Source organism: Acinetobacter sp. 789_lipA (genome assembly GCF_058242845.1).
This window is the reverse complement of sequence record NZ_JBZAYS010000001.1, coordinates 1-16,492: the sequence shown is the minus strand read 5'-3', so window position 1 is coordinate 16,492 and position 16,492 is coordinate 1. Positions and strand designations below refer to the sequence as shown.

10 protein-coding genes, 2 tRNA genes, 3 rRNA genes and 2 pseudogenes are annotated in these 16,492 nt (G+C 41.4%); 14 read left to right on the top strand and 3 right to left on the bottom strand.

The window, feature by feature from the left end; all coding sequences use genetic code 11:
• Positions 1–459: 459 nt before the first annotated feature.
• The 5 genes from AC4CUZ_RS00085 to rrf all read left to right on the top strand — a co-directional run bounded on the left by AC4CUZ_RS00085 (position 460) and on the right by rrf (position 5,878).
• Positions 460–1,997 (top strand): 16S ribosomal RNA (locus AC4CUZ_RS00085).
• A 61-nt stretch (positions 1,998–2,058) separates the two neighbouring features.
• Positions 2,059–2,135: transfer RNA gene (locus AC4CUZ_RS00080), tRNA-Ile, on the top strand.
• 68 nt (positions 2,136–2,203) lie between these two features.
• Positions 2,204–2,279, top strand: a tRNA-Ala gene (locus tag AC4CUZ_RS00075).
• Between the two features lie 420 nt (positions 2,280–2,699).
• Positions 2,700–5,593, top strand: a 23S ribosomal RNA gene (locus tag AC4CUZ_RS00070).
• A gap of 170 nt (positions 5,594–5,763) precedes the next feature.
• A 5S ribosomal RNA gene (gene rrf, locus AC4CUZ_RS00065) occupies positions 5,764–5,878 on the top strand.
• The 16S, 23S and 5S rRNA genes sit together here with 2 tRNA genes alongside, the layout of an rRNA operon.
• A gap of 526 nt (positions 5,879–6,404) precedes the next feature.
• Here the strand turns inward: rrf and AC4CUZ_RS00060 are convergent.
• Entirely contained in the window at positions 6,405–7,337 is a 933-nt protein-coding gene (locus AC4CUZ_RS00060; RefSeq protein ID WP_081405714.1) for an IS5 family transposase, read from the bottom strand.
• A 109-nt stretch (positions 7,338–7,446) separates the two neighbouring features.
• Between AC4CUZ_RS00060 and AC4CUZ_RS00055 the strand changes: the two genes are divergently transcribed.
• Positions 7,447–8,472: an IS30-like element ISAba125 family transposase gene (locus AC4CUZ_RS00055; protein ID WP_081400882.1), complete on the top strand. Its 1,026-nt coding sequence runs from the start codon at positions 7,447–7,449 to the stop codon at positions 8,470–8,472.
• Between the two features lie 240 nt (positions 8,473–8,712).
• Here AC4CUZ_RS00055 and AC4CUZ_RS00050 read toward each other — a convergent pair.
• Positions 8,713–9,588 (bottom strand): annotated as a pseudogene (locus AC4CUZ_RS00050) (IS982 family transposase).
• 174 nt (positions 9,589–9,762) lie between these two features.
• Here AC4CUZ_RS00050 and AC4CUZ_RS00045 point away from each other — a divergent pair.
• From AC4CUZ_RS00045 to AC4CUZ_RS00035, 3 genes and pseudogenes are all read left to right on the top strand, one after another.
• Positions 9,763–10,527 (top strand): annotated as a pseudogene (locus AC4CUZ_RS00045) (IS5-like element ISAba31 family transposase).
• The gene (locus AC4CUZ_RS00040) at positions 10,528–10,848 is read left to right on the top strand and encodes a hypothetical protein (protein WP_279045224.1); all 321 of its coding nucleotides are present in this window, start codon (positions 10,528–10,530) and stop codon (positions 10,846–10,848) included.
• 6 nt (positions 10,849–10,854) lie between these two features.
• A complete protein-coding gene (locus AC4CUZ_RS00035) occupies positions 10,855–11,166 on the top strand; it encodes an ankyrin repeat domain-containing protein (protein WP_490747125.1) in 312 nt (103 codons plus the stop codon).
• Positions 11,167–11,225: 59 nt separating this feature from the next.
• On the opposite strand, the gene AC4CUZ_RS00030 is transcribed toward AC4CUZ_RS00035, so the two are convergent.
• Positions 11,226–11,780: a DJ-1/PfpI family protein gene (locus AC4CUZ_RS00030; RefSeq protein ID WP_490747124.1), complete on the bottom strand. Its 555-nt coding sequence runs from the start codon at positions 11,778–11,780 to the stop codon at positions 11,226–11,228.
• Positions 11,781–12,106: 326 nt separating this feature from the next.
• Here AC4CUZ_RS00030 and AC4CUZ_RS00025 point away from each other — a divergent pair, with 326 nt between their 5' ends.
• The 5 genes from AC4CUZ_RS00025 to hisG all read left to right on the top strand — a co-directional run bounded on the left by AC4CUZ_RS00025 (position 12,107) and on the right by hisG (position 16,417).
• On the top strand, positions 12,107–13,561 hold the full coding sequence (locus tag AC4CUZ_RS00025) for an RNA polymerase factor sigma-54 (RefSeq protein ID WP_005400217.1): 1,455 nt from the start codon (positions 12,107–12,109) through the stop codon (positions 13,559–13,561).
• Between the two features lie 171 nt (positions 13,562–13,732).
• Positions 13,733–14,065 carry a ribosome hibernation-promoting factor, HPF/YfiA family gene (gene hpf / locus AC4CUZ_RS00020; RefSeq protein WP_004695021.1) on the top strand — a complete coding sequence of 111 codons (333 nt, stop codon included), beginning with the start codon at positions 13,733–13,735 and terminating at the stop codon, positions 14,063–14,065.
• 136 nt (positions 14,066–14,201) lie between these two features.
• Positions 14,202–14,453: a BolA family iron metabolism protein IbaG gene (gene ibaG, locus AC4CUZ_RS00015; protein ID WP_004695019.1), complete on the top strand. Its 252-nt coding sequence runs from the start codon at positions 14,202–14,204 to the stop codon at positions 14,451–14,453.
• Between the two features lie 6 nt (positions 14,454–14,459).
• Positions 14,460–15,719, top strand: coding sequence for a UDP-N-acetylglucosamine 1-carboxyvinyltransferase (murA, locus tag AC4CUZ_RS00010; RefSeq protein ID WP_005400214.1), 1,260 nt, complete (start codon positions 14,460–14,462; stop codon positions 15,717–15,719).
• The gene (hisG, locus tag AC4CUZ_RS00005) at positions 15,716–16,417 is read left to right on the top strand and encodes an ATP phosphoribosyltransferase (protein WP_004984172.1); all 702 of its coding nucleotides are present in this window, start codon (positions 15,716–15,718) and stop codon (positions 16,415–16,417) included. The genes murA and hisG overlap by 4 nt, the downstream gene beginning before the upstream one ends.
• Positions 16,418–16,492: the final 75 nt, after the last annotated feature.

Here is a 16,492-nt window from a genome sequence, read left to right as displayed (position 1 = left end):
ATCAAATTTTAAGAAATGTTAGTAAAAAAACGCCATTTTGCTGAATAAATAAACAAGTGGAAGTTTTTTTATAAAAAATTGAATAAAGGGGGTTGTGTTGGTTTGGAAATACTGTAGAATGCACATCCATCGGCGGTGATGTTGATTAAAACTTGTTGAGAAACAAGGATTTAGCCCAAGCGGTAGAATCTGGAAGTCTTGAATAAGTTTAAAAATAATTAACAAAACCAGTTGACTTCTTCTTGAAAGAGAGTAGTATAGCCGACCTAGCTTGCTGATGACGAATCAGCAAGAAGATCATTAAGAGATTATGAAGAACAACTTGTGTGGATTTTTACTGATTGATCGATCGAAAATATTTCATTGATTGATGGTAAGAATTACTCGAAGTTTATTTGAGAAATATTTGTCAGAAAATTGATGAGCCAAGATTTGTAGCCATAAGCTACTAATGATTTTTAACTGAAGAGTTTGATCATGGCTCAGATTGAACGCTGGCGGCAGGCTTAACACATGCAAGTCGAGCGGGGAAGTATAGCTTGCTATACGACCTAGCGGCGGACGGGTGAGTAATGCTTAGGAATCTGCCTATTAGTGGGGGACAACATTCCGAAAGGAATGCTAATACCGCATACGCCCTACGGGGGAAAGCAGGGGATCTTCGGACCTTGCGCTAATAGATGAGCCTAAGTCAGATTAGCTAGTTGGTGGGGTAAAGGCCTACCAAGGCGACGATCTGTAGCGGGTCTGAGAGGATGATCCGCCACACTGGGACTGAGACACGGCCCAGACTCCTACGGGAGGCAGCAGTGGGGAATATTGGACAATGGGCGAAAGCCTGATCCAGCCATGCCGCGTGTGTGAAGAAGGCCTTTTGGTTGTAAAGCACTTTAAGCGAGGAGGAGGCTACTTGGATTAATACTCTAGGATAGTGGACGTTACTCGCAGAATAAGCACCGGCTAACTCTGTGCCAGCAGCCGCGGTAATACAGAGGGTGCGAGCGTTAATCGGATTTACTGGGCGTAAAGCGTGCGTAGGCGGCTTTTTAAGTCGGATGTGAAATCCCTGAGCTTAACTTAGGAATTGCATTCGATACTGGGAAGCTAGAGTATGGGAGAGGATGGTAGAATTCCAGGTGTAGCGGTGAAATGCGTAGAGATCTGGAGGAATACCGATGGCGAAGGCAGCCATCTGGCCTAATACTGACGCTGAGGTACGAAAGCATGGGGAGCAAACAGGATTAGATACCCTGGTAGTCCATGCCGTAAACGATGTCTACTAGCCGTTGGGGCCTTTGAGGCTTTAGTGGCGCAGCTAACGCGATAAGTAGACCGCCTGGGGAGTACGGTCGCAAGACTAAAACTCAAATGAATTGACGGGGGCCCGCACAAGCGGTGGAGCATGTGGTTTAATTCGATGCAACGCGAAGAACCTTACCTGGTCTTGACATAGTAAGAACTTTCCAGAGATGGATTGGTGCCTTCGGGAACTTACATACAGGTGCTGCATGGCTGTCGTCAGCTCGTGTCGTGAGATGTTGGGTTAAGTCCCGCAACGAGCGCAACCCTTTTCCTTATTTGCCAGCGGGTTAAGCCGGGAACTTTAAGGATACTGCCAGTGACAAACTGGAGGAAGGCGGGGACGACGTCAAGTCATCATGGCCCTTACGACCAGGGCTACACACGTGCTACAATGGTCGGTACAAAGGGTTGCTACCTAGCGATAGGATGCTAATCTCAAAAAGCCGATCGTAGTCCGGATTGGAGTCTGCAACTCGACTCCATGAAGTCGGAATCGCTAGTAATCGCGGATCAGAATGCCGCGGTGAATACGTTCCCGGGCCTTGTACACACCGCCCGTCACACCATGGGAATTTGTTGCACCAGAAGTAGGTAGTCTAACCGCAAGGAGGACGCTTACCACGGTGTGGCCGATGACTGGGGTGAAGTCGTAACAAGGTAGCCGTAGGGGAACCTGCGGCTGGATCACCTCCTTAACGAAAGATTGACGATTGGTAAGAATCCACAACAAGTTGTTCTTCATGACGATGTATCTGAGGGTCTGTAGCTCAGTTGGTTAGAGCACACGCTTGATAAGCGTGGGGTCACAAGTTCAAGTCTTGTCAGACCCACCAAATCTGACTAACAAGCATTGTTAAATGCTGAATACAGAAAAACAGAGACATTGACTTATTGATAAGCTGGGGACTTAGCTTAGTTGGTAGAGCGCCTGCTTTGCACGCAGGAGGTCAGGAGTTCGACTCTCCTAGTCTCCACCAAATTTCAAGACAAGAAAAGCATGCTTTTCCTTGAAATTTAAGCAAGAAGCTATGCTTCGCGCAGATAGGTTGGATTACAGAAATTAGTAAGTAGATAACTTATTAACTTCTGTGATTTATCACAGTTTCCTGACCTGACGAAGGCTGGAAAAATCATTAACAGAATATATTTGAGTTGAAATAATTTGTTCATACTCGTTTTTAAGATCGACATTAACAGTGATTTATTACTGATTGATGAAGGTTGAAGAAATGAGTTACTAGCGAAATTAACTGAATCAAGCGTTTTGGTATGTGAATTGAATTGAAGCTGTACAGTGTTTAAGTGCACAGAACAACAAACTGTAAGGAAGTGATGAGAAATCATCATAGACTGTCTTAATCCTACTTGTAGGGATTAACGACTGTTTGGGGTTGTATAGTCAAGTAATTAAGTGCATGTGGTGGATGCCTTGGCAGTCAGAGGCGATGAAAGACGTAATAGCCTGCGATAAGCTCCGGGGAGGCGGCAAATATCCTGTGATCCGGAGATTTCTGAATGGGGAAACCCACCTGTCATAAGGCAGGTATCGTATGATGAATACATAGTCATACGAGGCGAACGAGGGGAAGTGAAACATCTCAGTACCCTTAGGAAAAGAAATCAATTGAGATTCCCTCAGTAGCGGCGAGCGAACGGGGAAAAGCCCATTAAGTCATATCAGTTTTAGTGGAATGCTCTGGGAAGTGCAACCATAGTGGGTGATAGTCCTGTACACGAAAGGGCTGATATGATGATGTCGAGTAGGGCGGGGCACGTGAAACCTTGTCTGAATATGGGGGGACCATCCTCCAAGGCTAAATACTCCTGACTGACCGATAGTGAACCAGTACCGTGAGGGAAAGGCGAAAAGAACCCCTGTGAGGGGAGTGAAATAGATCCTGAAACCGCATGCATACAAGCAGTGGGAGCCGACATGTTCGGTGACTGCGTACCTTTTGTATAATGGGTCAGCGACTTACATTCAGTAGCAAGGTTAACCGCATAGGGGAGCCGTAGAGAAATCGAGTCTTAATAGGGCGTTTAGTTGCTGGGTGTAGACCCGAAACCGGGTGATCTATCCATGAGCAGGTTGAAGGTTGGGTAACACTAACTGGAGGACCGAACCCACTGTCGTTGAAAAGCCAGGGGATGACTTGTGGATAGGGGTGAAAGGCTAATCAAACTCGGTGATAGCTGGTTCTCCCCGAAAGCTATTTAGGTAGCGCCTCGGACGAATACCATTGGGGGTAGAGCACTGTTTCGGCTAGGGGGTCATCCCGACTTACCAAACCGATGCAAACTCCGAATACCAATGAGTACTATCCGGGAGACAGACTGCGGGTGCTAACGTCCGTAGTCAAGAGGAAAACAATCCAGACCGCCAGCTAAGGCCCCAAAATTATAGTTAAGTGGGAAACGATGTGGGAAGGCATAGACAGCTAGGAGGTTGGCTTAGAAGCAGCCACCCTTTAAAGAAAGCGTAATAGCTCACTAGTCGAGTCGGCCTGCGCGGAAGATGTAACGGGGCTAAAACTATATGCCGAAGCTGCGGATTTGCAATTTATTGCAAGTGGTAGGGGAGCGTTCTGTAAGCCGATGAAGGTGTATTGAGAAGTATGCTGGAGGTATCAGAAGTGCGAATGCTGACGTGAGTAACGACAATGCGAGTGAAAAACTCGCACGCTGAAAGACCAAGGGTTCCAGTCCAACGTTAATCGGGGCTGGGTGAGTCGACCCCTAAGGCGAGGCCGAGAGGCGTAGTCGATGGGAAATTGGTTAATATTCCAATACTTCTATGTAATGCGATGAGAGGACGGAGAAGGTTAAGTCAGCCTGGCGTTGGTTGTCCAGGTGGAAGGTTGTAGGCATGTATCTTAGGCAAATCCGGGGTACTGTATGCTGAGAACTGATAGCAAGCTGTACTTGTACAGTGAAGTGGCTGATACCATGCTTCCAGGAAAAGTCTCTAAGCTTCAGTTACATAGGAATCGTACCCGAAACCGACACAGGTGGTCAGGTCGAGTAGACCAAAGCGCTTGAGAGAACTCTGCTGAAGGAACTAGGCAAAATGGTACCGTAACTTCGGGAGAAGGTACGCTGCCGACGGTGATAGGATTTACTCCTTGAGCTATTGGCAGCCACAGAAACCAGGCCCCTGCAACTGTTTATTAAAAACATAGCACTCTGCAAACACGAAAGTGGACGTATAGGGTGTGATGCCTGCCCGGTGCTGGAAGGTTAATTGATGGGGTTAGCGTAAGCGAAGCTCTTGATCGAAGCCCCAGTAAACGGCGGCCGTAACTATAACGGTCCTAAGGTAGCGAAATTCCTTGTCGGGTAAGTTCCGACCTGCACGAATGGCATAATGATGGGGGCGCTGTCTCCAGCAGAGACTCAGTGAAATCGAATTCGCCGTGAAGATGCGGTGTACCCGCGGCTAGACGGAAAGACCCCGTGAACCTTTACTGCAGCTTGACATTGAACTTTGATCTTACTTGTGTAGGATAGGTGGGAGGCTTTGAAACCGAGACGCTAGTTTCGGTGGAGCCAATCTTGAAATACCACCCTGGTAATATTGAGGTTCTAACTCTGTCCCGTTATCCGGGACGAGGACCATGTCTGGTGGGTAGTTTGACTGGGGCGGTCTCCTCCTAAAGAGTAACGGAGGAGTACGAAGGTGCGCTCAGCGTGGTCGGAAATCACGCGTAGAGTATAAAGGCAAAAGCGCGCTTAACTGCGAGACCCACAAGTCGAGCAGGTACGAAAGTAGGTCTTAGTGATCCGGTGGTTCTGTATGGAAGGGCCATCGCTCAACGGATAAAAGGTACTCTGGGGATAACAGGCTGATACCGCCCAAGAGTTCATATCGACGGCGGTGTTTGGCACCTCGATGTCGGCTCATCTCATCCTGGGGCTGAAGCAGGTCCCAAGGGTATGGCTGTTCGCCATTTAAAGAGGTACGCGAGCTGGGTTTAGAACGTCGTGAGACAGTTCGGTCCCTATCTACCGTGGGCGTTGGAAATTTGAGAGGATCTGCTCCTAGTACGAGAGGACCAGAGTGGACGAACCTCTGGTGTACCGGTTGTGACGCCAGTCGCATCGCCGGGTAGCTATGTTCGGAAGGGATAACCGCTGAAAGCATCTAAGCGGGAAGCCTACCTCAAGATAAGATTTCCCTAGGACTTTATGTCCTCTAAAGAGCCGTTGAAGACTACGACGTTGATAGGTTGGATGTGGAAGCATAGTGATATGTGAAGCTGACCAATACTAATTGCTCGTGAGGCTTGACTATACAACACCCAAACAGTTGGTGTTGTGGTTCAAATCACTGCAAACAACTTGATTTAGTTATAAAGCTAGATAAAATATCCAACTCAAATATACCTGTTAATAACTCATTTGATGAAAGTTAGGCGTACACAATGTGTAAATAAGACCCAACGAATAGTCATAAACAGTTGTGCTGGCGACAATAGCAAGAGTGAACCACCTGATCCCTTCCCGAACTCAGAAGTGAAACCTCTTAGCGCTGATGGTAGTGTGGAGTTATCCATGTGAGAGTAAGTCATCGCCAGCTCATTAATTCTAAATCCCCCTAACTCAAATGAGATAGGGGGATTTTTTTATGCGGAAAATATTAAATAATAAATGAATCAATCGTCTAATTGAGATTTATCGTAATTAAATAAAACATCCTAAATAGTCATAATTATTATTTAAATGAACCTTTCTATACTTATTTTTCTTTTTTACTATCAGTTAATTTTTACTATCAACTAAATACTATATTTTTATCTAATTTAAATTAGGCCTTTATTGGTAATTATTATTTTATTTCATATCAGAAAGACAAGTGTTAATGGTTGGTTTTATTTATTTTTAATGCGAATTAAATCATTTATTTAGACTAATGTTGAATTTTTATATCACTATAAATTGTGTGAATATAACACCAAATTACTTTGGTGAATGACTTCTGTTTGGGCTGGATTAGCACATTATAAAAACTGAAGGGCGCTAGTTAAAGTGCAATGCAACAATAGCTCATAGGGGCTTTGTTGCACAAAGATTTGAAATGCAAAGCGCCCCTAATTGAGCTAAATTTAAGGCGTAACTTGGGTAAGTGGTCGACCTAATTCCGTAAATCTGTTAAGGACTGCTACACGTGCATGGATTTCATTCACTTGGCTATCAAAACTCCTTGCGCTGAGTTTATCTCCTAATAATTTGATGCAATGCATCTTAGTTTCAACCAAACTTCGCCGATGATAGCCTGACCATTTTTTCCATAGTGTCCTGCCTAAACGTTTAATTGTTCGAAGTAATTCATTTCGCTCTAGCGAGCTACTCTTTGTATCTTTCCATGGTTTCGCATTTTTTCTAGGTGGAATCACCGCATGCCCTTGCCGATCTGCAATGACCTGACGGCATTGCTTGGTGTCATAAGCTCCATCGGTATAAACAGAGTCAATCCGCTCATCTTGTGGAATCTGATTAAGTAAATCACCAAGCACCTGTGAATCACTGACATTATTGGTTGTAAGCTGAACTGCTCGTATTTGCAGGGTTTTAGCATCTATACCAATATGAAGTTTACGCCATTGGCGACGATATTCAGGTCCATGTTTCTTGCGCTTCCATTCGCCCTCACCTAGAAACTTCATGCCTGTAGAGTCCATGAGTAGATGCAGCCCATCGCTACTTTTTTGGTAGCTGATTACAATATCAATATGCTTTTGTCTTCTACAAAGCGTGGTGTAATCTGGAGCTATCCAATTTAATCCGCAAAGTTTAATCAGACTTTGCACAAAGCCAGTGACCATACGTAAAGACAGACGGAATAAGGATTTAATCATTAAGCAGCATTGGATGGCTGCGTCGGAGTAGGTTTGATTTCGCCCTTGTTTGCCTTTTGATGGCGCATACCATTGCGTAGCAGGATCAAACCAAATGGCAATATTTCCGCGACTCATGAGTGCTCGGTTATATGCGGGCCAATTGGTTGTGCGGTAGATTTTGTGTGTAGGCTTCTTCATTTGAAAATTATATCGCTGAAAAACCCTTTACAGATAGGTTTGTGCAACAAAGCTCGGCAGAGTAAAACTTGAAGTGCGACATAAACCACCTAATTAATTTAAAGAGTTTATGGAGTATATAAAATTGTCATACCATCATCTTAACTTTGAAGATCGTACTGCATTAATGCTTGAGTCAAGAAAAGAAGGCTTTTCAGCCAGAAAATTTGCTGAACTTATTAAAAGACATCCTAGTACGATCTATCGTGAGCTTAAAAGAAATAGCATCAATGACGTTTATCAAGCTCAATATGCTTCTGATAACACTTTTGCTAGACGTAGACGTGGTCACAGAAAACTCAAAATCGATTCAATCCTCTGGAAATTTATTGTTGAAGCGATCCGTTGTTTATGGTCTCCTCAGCAAATAGCAAAGCGTTTAAAGACATTTCCTGATTTGGATCAAACAATGAATGTAAGCCATACAACGATTTATTCAACGATACGAGCATTACCAAAGGGTGAGTTGAAAAAAGACTTATTATCCTGTCTGCGTCATGAAAATAAAAAGCGAAAAGCTAACGGTGAACCTAAAAAAGATTCTATATTACAGGATATTAAAACTATTCATGAGCGCCCAGCCGAAGTTCAAGAAAGAAAAATACCGGGTCATTGGGAAGCTGATTTAATTAAAGGTAAAGACAATAAAAGTTCGATAGCAACACTTATTGAACGAAATACACGGCTCTGTATCTTGGCAACATTACCTGATGCAAAGGCAGAATCAGTGCGCAAGGCTTTAACTGAAGCTCTGAAATATTTACCCGCAGAACTGCGTAAAACATTGACCTATGACCGTGGACGTGAGATGTCAGAACATAAAATCCTCGAAGAAGATTTAGGCATAGATGTATATTTCTGTGACCCACATTCGCCATGGCAGAAAGGCACATGCGAAAATATGAATGGTTTAATTAGGCAATATTTACCTAAAGGGATTGATTTAAACCAGGCAGATCAGCATTATTTAAATCAAGTTGCCATGTCACTGAATACTCGCCCTAGAAAAGCGTTAGATTGGCTTACACCATTAGAGAAATTTGCTCAGCTTGTTGATTATCATAAGGCTTTTGAAACTGTCGCACCTCATGTTTGAATTCGCCCTCTTTCATATATGAGATCAGTCTTAAAAAATCAAAAACTGGAAATGATGATTTCCCAAAATTAGTTGAAAATGGTAAAGAGAAAAAATATTTAATGTCCATTCAATTAGAACTTTATTTGAAAATTTTTTAATTATTTTAGAAAATAACCGTGATTCTATATATAGTAGAACAGGATGTAAATGGTTTGACATTCCTGAAGAAATACCTATATTAATTAACCCGAATCCTGTTTAAGCTAATGATTCCATAATTTGAATTTTTGGCTTATTTCGTTGGGTTAATTGATATGCGCATAACGATGCGTAAATCCCACTTAGAAATCCATGAATACTCCGTGCTTTACTCGTCACTAAATTGTATTGACCTTTCAATAAGCTGAATAACGTTTCTATTTTATTGCGCTGTTTTAAGTGATATTCATCTGATGTACAGAGTTGAACAGACTGCATATTCTTTCGATGATAGGTAATCAAATCAATACCTTGACTTTTTAATCTGCTTTTTAACTCTTGGCTGATATAGCCACGATCCGCATAAAGCCTTGCTTCTAAACCATCAACATCAACTAAATGCTAAACCATTTTTATGTCAGACACATGTCCATTAGATAAAGCAGAACAAGTGATTTCCCCCAATTGATTCATCGCGATATGTAATTTACAGCCATAAAACCAGCCCATCGAGCTTTTACCACGTGATGCAATTTTGGCTAATGATTTATGGCGTTGAATCCGTTGATTTTTACAGACAGGTAAAGTAGTTGAATCAATCCATAAATATTAGCTGTGTTGGCCTTTCATTAAGGCGGCATGTAAAGCATGTAGTGCCAATTGATGCATATTGATGAGATGAATCATCCGTTGGTAGCAGGGTAAATTTTTAAATAAATGATTTTTATCCTGTTTCAACCATGAAAAGAATGCTTTGAAATTGTTGATATGAGAACACTTATACCAAATGGCGATAAAATTGATTTCTGAGATACTCAATTGGGCTGGTCGAATTTTTACAGAATGACGACATTGTTTGAGAAATTTCCAATAAGTTGCTTCAAATTTAAGAAAGAAATCATCGATTACGCAGAATAATTCGGTACTATTGAACATCAGGACTAGAGCTTTAAGTTTAGTGTGGTAACTCAACTGATGGCTCTAGTTCCTTTATTTTTCAAGTCAATTTCTTATCCGCGATTCGGGTTAATTAGGGTGTGTTGACACTTTTAGCTTAAAAAATAGCGAAGTAGTAAAATCAAATCGCCAAACCCAATTTTACTATTCGCTATGCCTCGTACCATGCTGACAGATCAACACTGGCAAAAGTTGAAAGTTATTCTGCGTAATTTATCCATTCACCACAACTCAAATTTACGCAATTTTATTGAAGCTATTCTCTATAGAATTAGAACAGGCTGTCCGTGGCGAGATATTCCTTGTTGTTTTGGTCATTCAAACTCTATTTTCAAACGTTTTAATCGTTGGTCAAGCAGCGGTAAGTTACTTAGATTATTCAAATTACTAGCCTCATGCCCCGATATGGAGTGGATTTTTATTGATGGCTCTCATGTACGTGCTCATCAACATTCTGCCGGCATAGCGAATCAATCTATTTCTAAAAGTGTAGGAGGAAACTCCTCAAAAATACATTTGATTGTTGATGCACATGGCAATCCTATTGATTTCATGATTACCGATGGAACCACACATGATGTTAAAGTTGCACCTGATTTAATATCAACATTAGATTTAAAAGAGACAAAAGTGGTATGTGCAGATAAAGGCTATGATTCAGAACCACTGCGTGAACAGATCAGGAAAACAGGGACTAAAGCGAATATACCAAAGAAAACAAATAGCCAATCAACAATGACCATATGGACTGGTATTTATATAAAATCAGGCATTTAGTTGAAAATATGTTTTGTAGATTAAAGCAATTTAGAGAAATAGCTACTCGATATGACAAGCTCAAAAGAAATTATCAAAGTTCTGTTGCTTTAGCCTGTATATTTTTATGGCTACCTTTATAGGGTTAATTATGAACAGTAAATGTCAACAGACCCTAATAAACTAGAAGAATATGATAGTAATTCAACTATGTTTAGATATCCTATTAGTATGGATAAAAATTTAGATTATCAAAAATCTACTTTTAAAAAATGTAATCTTGTTAAAGGAAAAACTCCAAAAGAGTTGAAAAGTGAATCAAAATCTAAGATTTTCTTACTTGTTCATAATGGGAACGATGAAATCATCGAATCATACGTAAGCGATAATGAAGTGTTAAGTGAGATTCATGAAGTTCTAAAAGAGTTATCTGAACAGTTATCAGGATTACACTTTGGTCTGAAATTCGATTTAATTAGGTAACTTATTATGAAACTCAACTCATTCTCCCCAATTCCTGAAAACGAAGATGAACTGCATTTACCTGAACTGGTGTATTGGGCATCTTTAGGTGAACTCGCTGAAGTAGAAAAAAGTCTCGCCAATGGTGTAGATGTGAACTCGACAGATGATGAAGGCTATAGCGCACTTCAAGCGGCGACTGAAAATGGCTATCTAGATGTAGTGAAACTACTGGTTGAAAAAGGTGCGAATGTCGACTACAAAGGTGAATACACAGCGCTTCAACTGGCTGAAATGGCAGAACAAGTAGAAATTATTGAATATTTAAAAAGTCTGTAACTTTTAAAAATGAATAAAAGAGCCTGCTCAATATCAGGCTCTTTTTGTTTTATGGAGTCTTAAACGGACGAATTGGATTCAAGTTCTTTCAATATTGCTTTATTAAAAGCGGGAAGGTCTTCTGGATTGCGTGAACTGATGAGTGTCCAGCCACTTGCATAACATGTGTGAACGGCCTCATCGACCCACATAGCACCTGCATTTTCCAGATCGAGTCTTATATTCTTATGCGAAGTCAGATGCTTAGTTTTAATCTGTTCAGCTTTAATCAAAACTAAAGGTGCATGACAAATCACAGCTATCGGTTTGGCTTGGTTGCTAAAACTTTGGATAATTTCGAGCGCTTTGGGATGTTGGCGTAATAAATCAGTATTAACTGTACCGCCGGGGATAATCAGCAAGTCGTAGTCGTCATAATGAACATGATCCAAATCGAAGTCTGGAGGATAGCTTGCTGCCGATTCTGAGTCCATTTTAACAGTTCGAACTTCGCTAGCTTCAATCGCGGCATGAATGCATTCTATGCCTTTGGACTGTAGAAAATGGAGAGGCTGAATTAGCTCATCATGTTCTACGCCTACATTTGAGGTTATGAACAATACTTTTTGAGTCATATAAACCCCCTAAAAAATGTCTATGCTTTAGCCTAACAAAGCAGAATGATTCAGATGTTTTGATTTAACGGACTCTTGTAAGTAAGTGAAAGCAGCCGATGTAGTGTTTCGTGTAACTTTAGTCTGTGTGAAGGTATTAATGATCCTTTTCAATAATTGATATGCACTAAGAACATCCATAAAGTCTAAAACTATGTAGGAAATGAAAAAACAATCTGCTCAAAAAATGTAGGTTTTTTGAATTTTCTATGCTATAAAAAATAAACGGCACAAAAATTGCTTATAAAGCGTGCTTTAAAAATAGTTGTATTGACGAGTAGGGTTTTATGAAGTTATCGGTTGGATTGAAAGTTTCGAACTCTTTGTCGCTAACCCCCCAATTACAACAAGCTATTCGATTGCTTCAATTATCGAGCCTTGAACTTGAACAGGAAATTCAGATTCAACTCGACAGCAACCCGCTCTTAGAAAAAGTAGAAGAACAGTCATCTATCGAAAGCTTATCCAGTGTGCAAGAACAAGAACAGGATAAGAAAGATTTGACCAACGAACTCAACGCCGACCATTTACCCGATGATTTACCAGTCGATACCGACTGGGATGATGTCTATACGCATCAACCGACCAGTTTGGGCGCAGCAGAATTTGAAGAACGAGAAGATAATCGCCAAGGTCATTTGGGCTTAAAAGAGCATATGTTGGAGCAAATTAATCTGTTGCATTTTTCGCAAGTAGATATGTTGATTGCTTATTGCATTATTGACTCTTTGGACGATAAAGGTTTTTTAGACAGTGATATTTCAGAAATAACGACTTCAGTTCAACATCTTTTAACAAGCATGGACTATGACGACGAAGTCGAAGATGACGAAGTGGTTGTGGTGCTCAAGCATATTCAGCGTTTAGACCCACTTGGCGTTGGGGCGCGGAATCTTGCAGAGTGCTTAATGGTACAGTTGGAAGCCTTGCCGATGCAGACCGCGTGTCGAAATGATGCTATGAATCTGCTGAAAAACTATGAACTATTGATCAGCAATGAACTAGCGAAACTGATTAAACAAACGGGTTTAAATCAAGAGCAGCTCAAGTGCGCGGTTGATTTATTGAAAACGCTAAAAGCGCATCCAGGGCTTGAGTTTGAAGATAAAGACTCAGATTATCAAATTCCTGATGTCGTAGTAATGAAGAAAAACGAACAATGGCAAGTGGCTTTAAATCCTGATGTGATGCCAAAACTTCGTGTGAACTCGTTTTATGCCAATATGATTAAGCGTGCTGATCAAAGTGAAGATAATCAGTACTTACGTAATCAAATGTTGGATGCGAAGAACTTTATTAAAAGTGTCGATGAACGCCATAAAACTTTACTGAAAGTGGCGACGTGTATCATTGAACATCAGCGTGCATTTTTAGAAATTGGTGCTGAAGGGATGAAGCCTTTGGTACTTCGGGATATTGCAGAAGAAGTTGAATTGCATGAGTCGACCGTTTCTCGGGTGACCACCAACAAATATATGCTGACGCCACGCGGCTTGTTCGAGTTGAAATATTTCTTTTCAAGCCATGTGGGGACTACGTCAGGCGGTGAAGCATCTTCAACTGCAATTCGCGCCAAGATTAAAAAATTGATTGCTGAAGAGAATGCACGTAAGCCTTTGTCTGATAACGCAATTGCCAATCTGTTAAAGGACGATGGAATTGATGTAGCGCGTCGGACAGTGGCAAAGTATCGTGAATCGTTACATATTCCGTCATCTTCTGAACGAAAAGTCTTGATCTAAAATTTAAAATCTGACTATTCTAGAGGTTCATTATGACAACATAATGAACCTCTTTTTTCTTTAAGGAATAGCGAAAATGATTTGATGTTTCTATGCGCGCTGGTTATTTTGCAGTCATTAAATCGTCTTAGCTTTTCCTCATTAATCCTAATGAAGGTGAGGGATAGATATATGCAAATAACAATTCGTGGACATCATTTGAGCATTACCCCAGCTATTGAAGATACCATTCGCTGCAAATTTGCAGAAATGACCAAGCATATTGATCAGGTGAACAGTATGCAGGTGAAATTAACCAAGGATCATCAGGTCGATAAACATACTAAAAAAGGCAGTAGCAATCATATTGCAGAAGCAATTATCCGTTTGCCGGGCATTGAATTTTTTGCTCAGGCTTCAGCAGATGATATGTATACGTCGATTAAAAAATTATCAGAAAAACTAAAAAGACAGCTCGATAAGCACCGTAAAATGCAGCAAGTTTACCAACCGATCGCCATTTAGTTTGATTTTTATGCAAAAAGAGGTTTTTTAAAACCTCTTTTTTTATATATAAAGTGTGCGGGTTTATGATTTATTTTTCAGATTTATAGTAAAATGGCAGGTTTTTACACCGTTGGTCCTATAAGAGGTCTTTGTGATGAATAGTGAACAGCTCACTGAAATTTTAAAAGCTGCTTTTCCTGAAGCTGAAGTTGCAGTTAGTGGGCAAGGCGGAAAGTTTGACTTACGTATTGTCGACGACCAATTCGAAGGCAAACGTCCTGTTGCACGTCAGCAAGCTGTTTATGCACCATTAAATTCTTATATCGCAAGTGGCGAAGTGCATGCGGTGACTATTCGTGCAATGACTAAAGAAGAATGGCGTAAAGCAAGCTTATTCGGAGCTTAAAATTAGATGGATAAATTTTTAATTCAAGGTGGCACTAAGCTCGAAGGCGAAGTTCGTATTTCGGGTGCTAAAAATGCTGCCTTGCCGTTGCTTGCAGCAATGATTTTGCCTGAAACCCCAACCAAGCTCACCAACGTGCCGCATTTAAAAGATGTAAATACCTTGGTGCAGTTGATTGGTGGTCTAGGCATTACCATGACCTACGAAGGCGACACGGTTACTGCGGATACTTCAACACTAGATAATCAGTTTGCACCGTATGAGCTGGTGAAAACCATGCGTGCATCTATTTTAGTGCTGGGTCCATTGGTGGCGCGCTATGGTAGTGCAAAAGTATCTTTGCCGGGTGGATGTGCGATTGGCTCGCGCCCAGTCGATCAACATTTAAAAGCTTTAGAAGCTTTAGGTGCAGAGATTGAAGTTGAAGCGGGTTATGTACACGCTAAAGTTGATGGCCGTCTGAAAGGTGGCGAAGTTATTTTTGATATGGTGACCGTGGGTGGCACCGAAAATATCTTAATGGCTGCGGCATTGGCCGAAGGCGTGACTACGATTCGTAATGCGGCACGTGAACCTGAAATTACGGACCTTGCGAAAATGTTGATCGCGATGGGTGCAAAAATTGAAGGATTAGACACAGATACCTTAGTGGTAACAGGTGTTGAAAAACTACATGGCTGTGAATACGCTGTGGTTGCTGACCGTATTGAAACAGGTTCGTATTTGGCTGCTGCGGCCATTACTGGTGGTCGTGTAAAAACCACACATACTGATCCAACTTTGATGGAATCGGTCTTAGAAAAGTTTGAAGAAATGGGCGCGGAAGTGACCCGTGGTGATGATTGGATTGAACTGGATATGATGGGTAAACGCCCGAAAGCAGTGAGTTTCCAAACGCTTCCACATCCTGATTTCCCAACTGATATGCAAGCACAGATTATGGCGGTCAATGCCATTGGTCGTGGTTTTGCCACCATTTCTGAAACGATTTTTGAAAATCGTTTTATGCATGTACCTGAATTGTCACGTATGGGTGCCAATATTCAGGTCGAAGGTAATGATGCTGTCGTGACGGGTGTAGAGAAACTTTCTGCAGCACCTGTGATGGCAACAGATTTACGTGCTTCTTTCTCTCTAGTGTTAGCTGCACTTGCTGCTGATGGTGAGACGCTGATTGATCGTATCTATCATATTGACCGCGGTTATGAAGATGTCGAAGCGAAATTACAAGGTATAGGCGCCCAAATTAAGCGAGTAAGTTCATGAGCGATATGAGAAACGATGATCCAAATTTTGATGTAATGGGCAATTTTGATCATGGTTTAACATTGGCATTGAGTAAAGGTCGTATTTTAAAAGAAACCCTGCCTTTACTTGAAACGGCTGGAATTAACTTACTGGAAGATCCTGATAAGTCACGTAAGTTAATTTTCCCAACCACCCATAAACAAGTCCGTATTTTAATTTTACGTGCTTCTGACGTACCCACCTATGTGGAAAATGGTGCGGCTGATATTGGTGTTGCGGGCAAAGACGTGCTTATGGAACATGGAGCACAAAACGTTTATGAACCACTCGATCTAAAAATCGCAGTATGTAAACTGATGACTGCAGGCAAAGTTGGCATGGAGCGTCCCAAAGGGCGTTTAAAAATTGCCACTAAATACGTAAACTTAACCCGTCAGTACTATGCAAGCTTAGGTGAGCAAGTCGATGTAATTAAGTTGTACGGTTCAATGGAACTTGCACCGTTGGTGGGTTTGGGCGATTACATTGTTGACGTGGTCGATACTGGGAATACTTTACGTGCCAATGGTTTAGAACCTTTGGAAGAAATTTGTAAAGTGTCTTCACGTCTGATCGTGAACAAGGCAAGTTTCAAACGTAAGCAAGCATTGTTAAACCCAATTCTTGCACAGTTAGAAACAGCAGTCGCTGAACGTGAAGCGTTAAAAAACAAATAAGTTGATCTTTTTTGTTTAAAGAAACCGCTATCGATGATGGCGGTTTTTTTGTACCTGCTCATTTTTTAATATTTT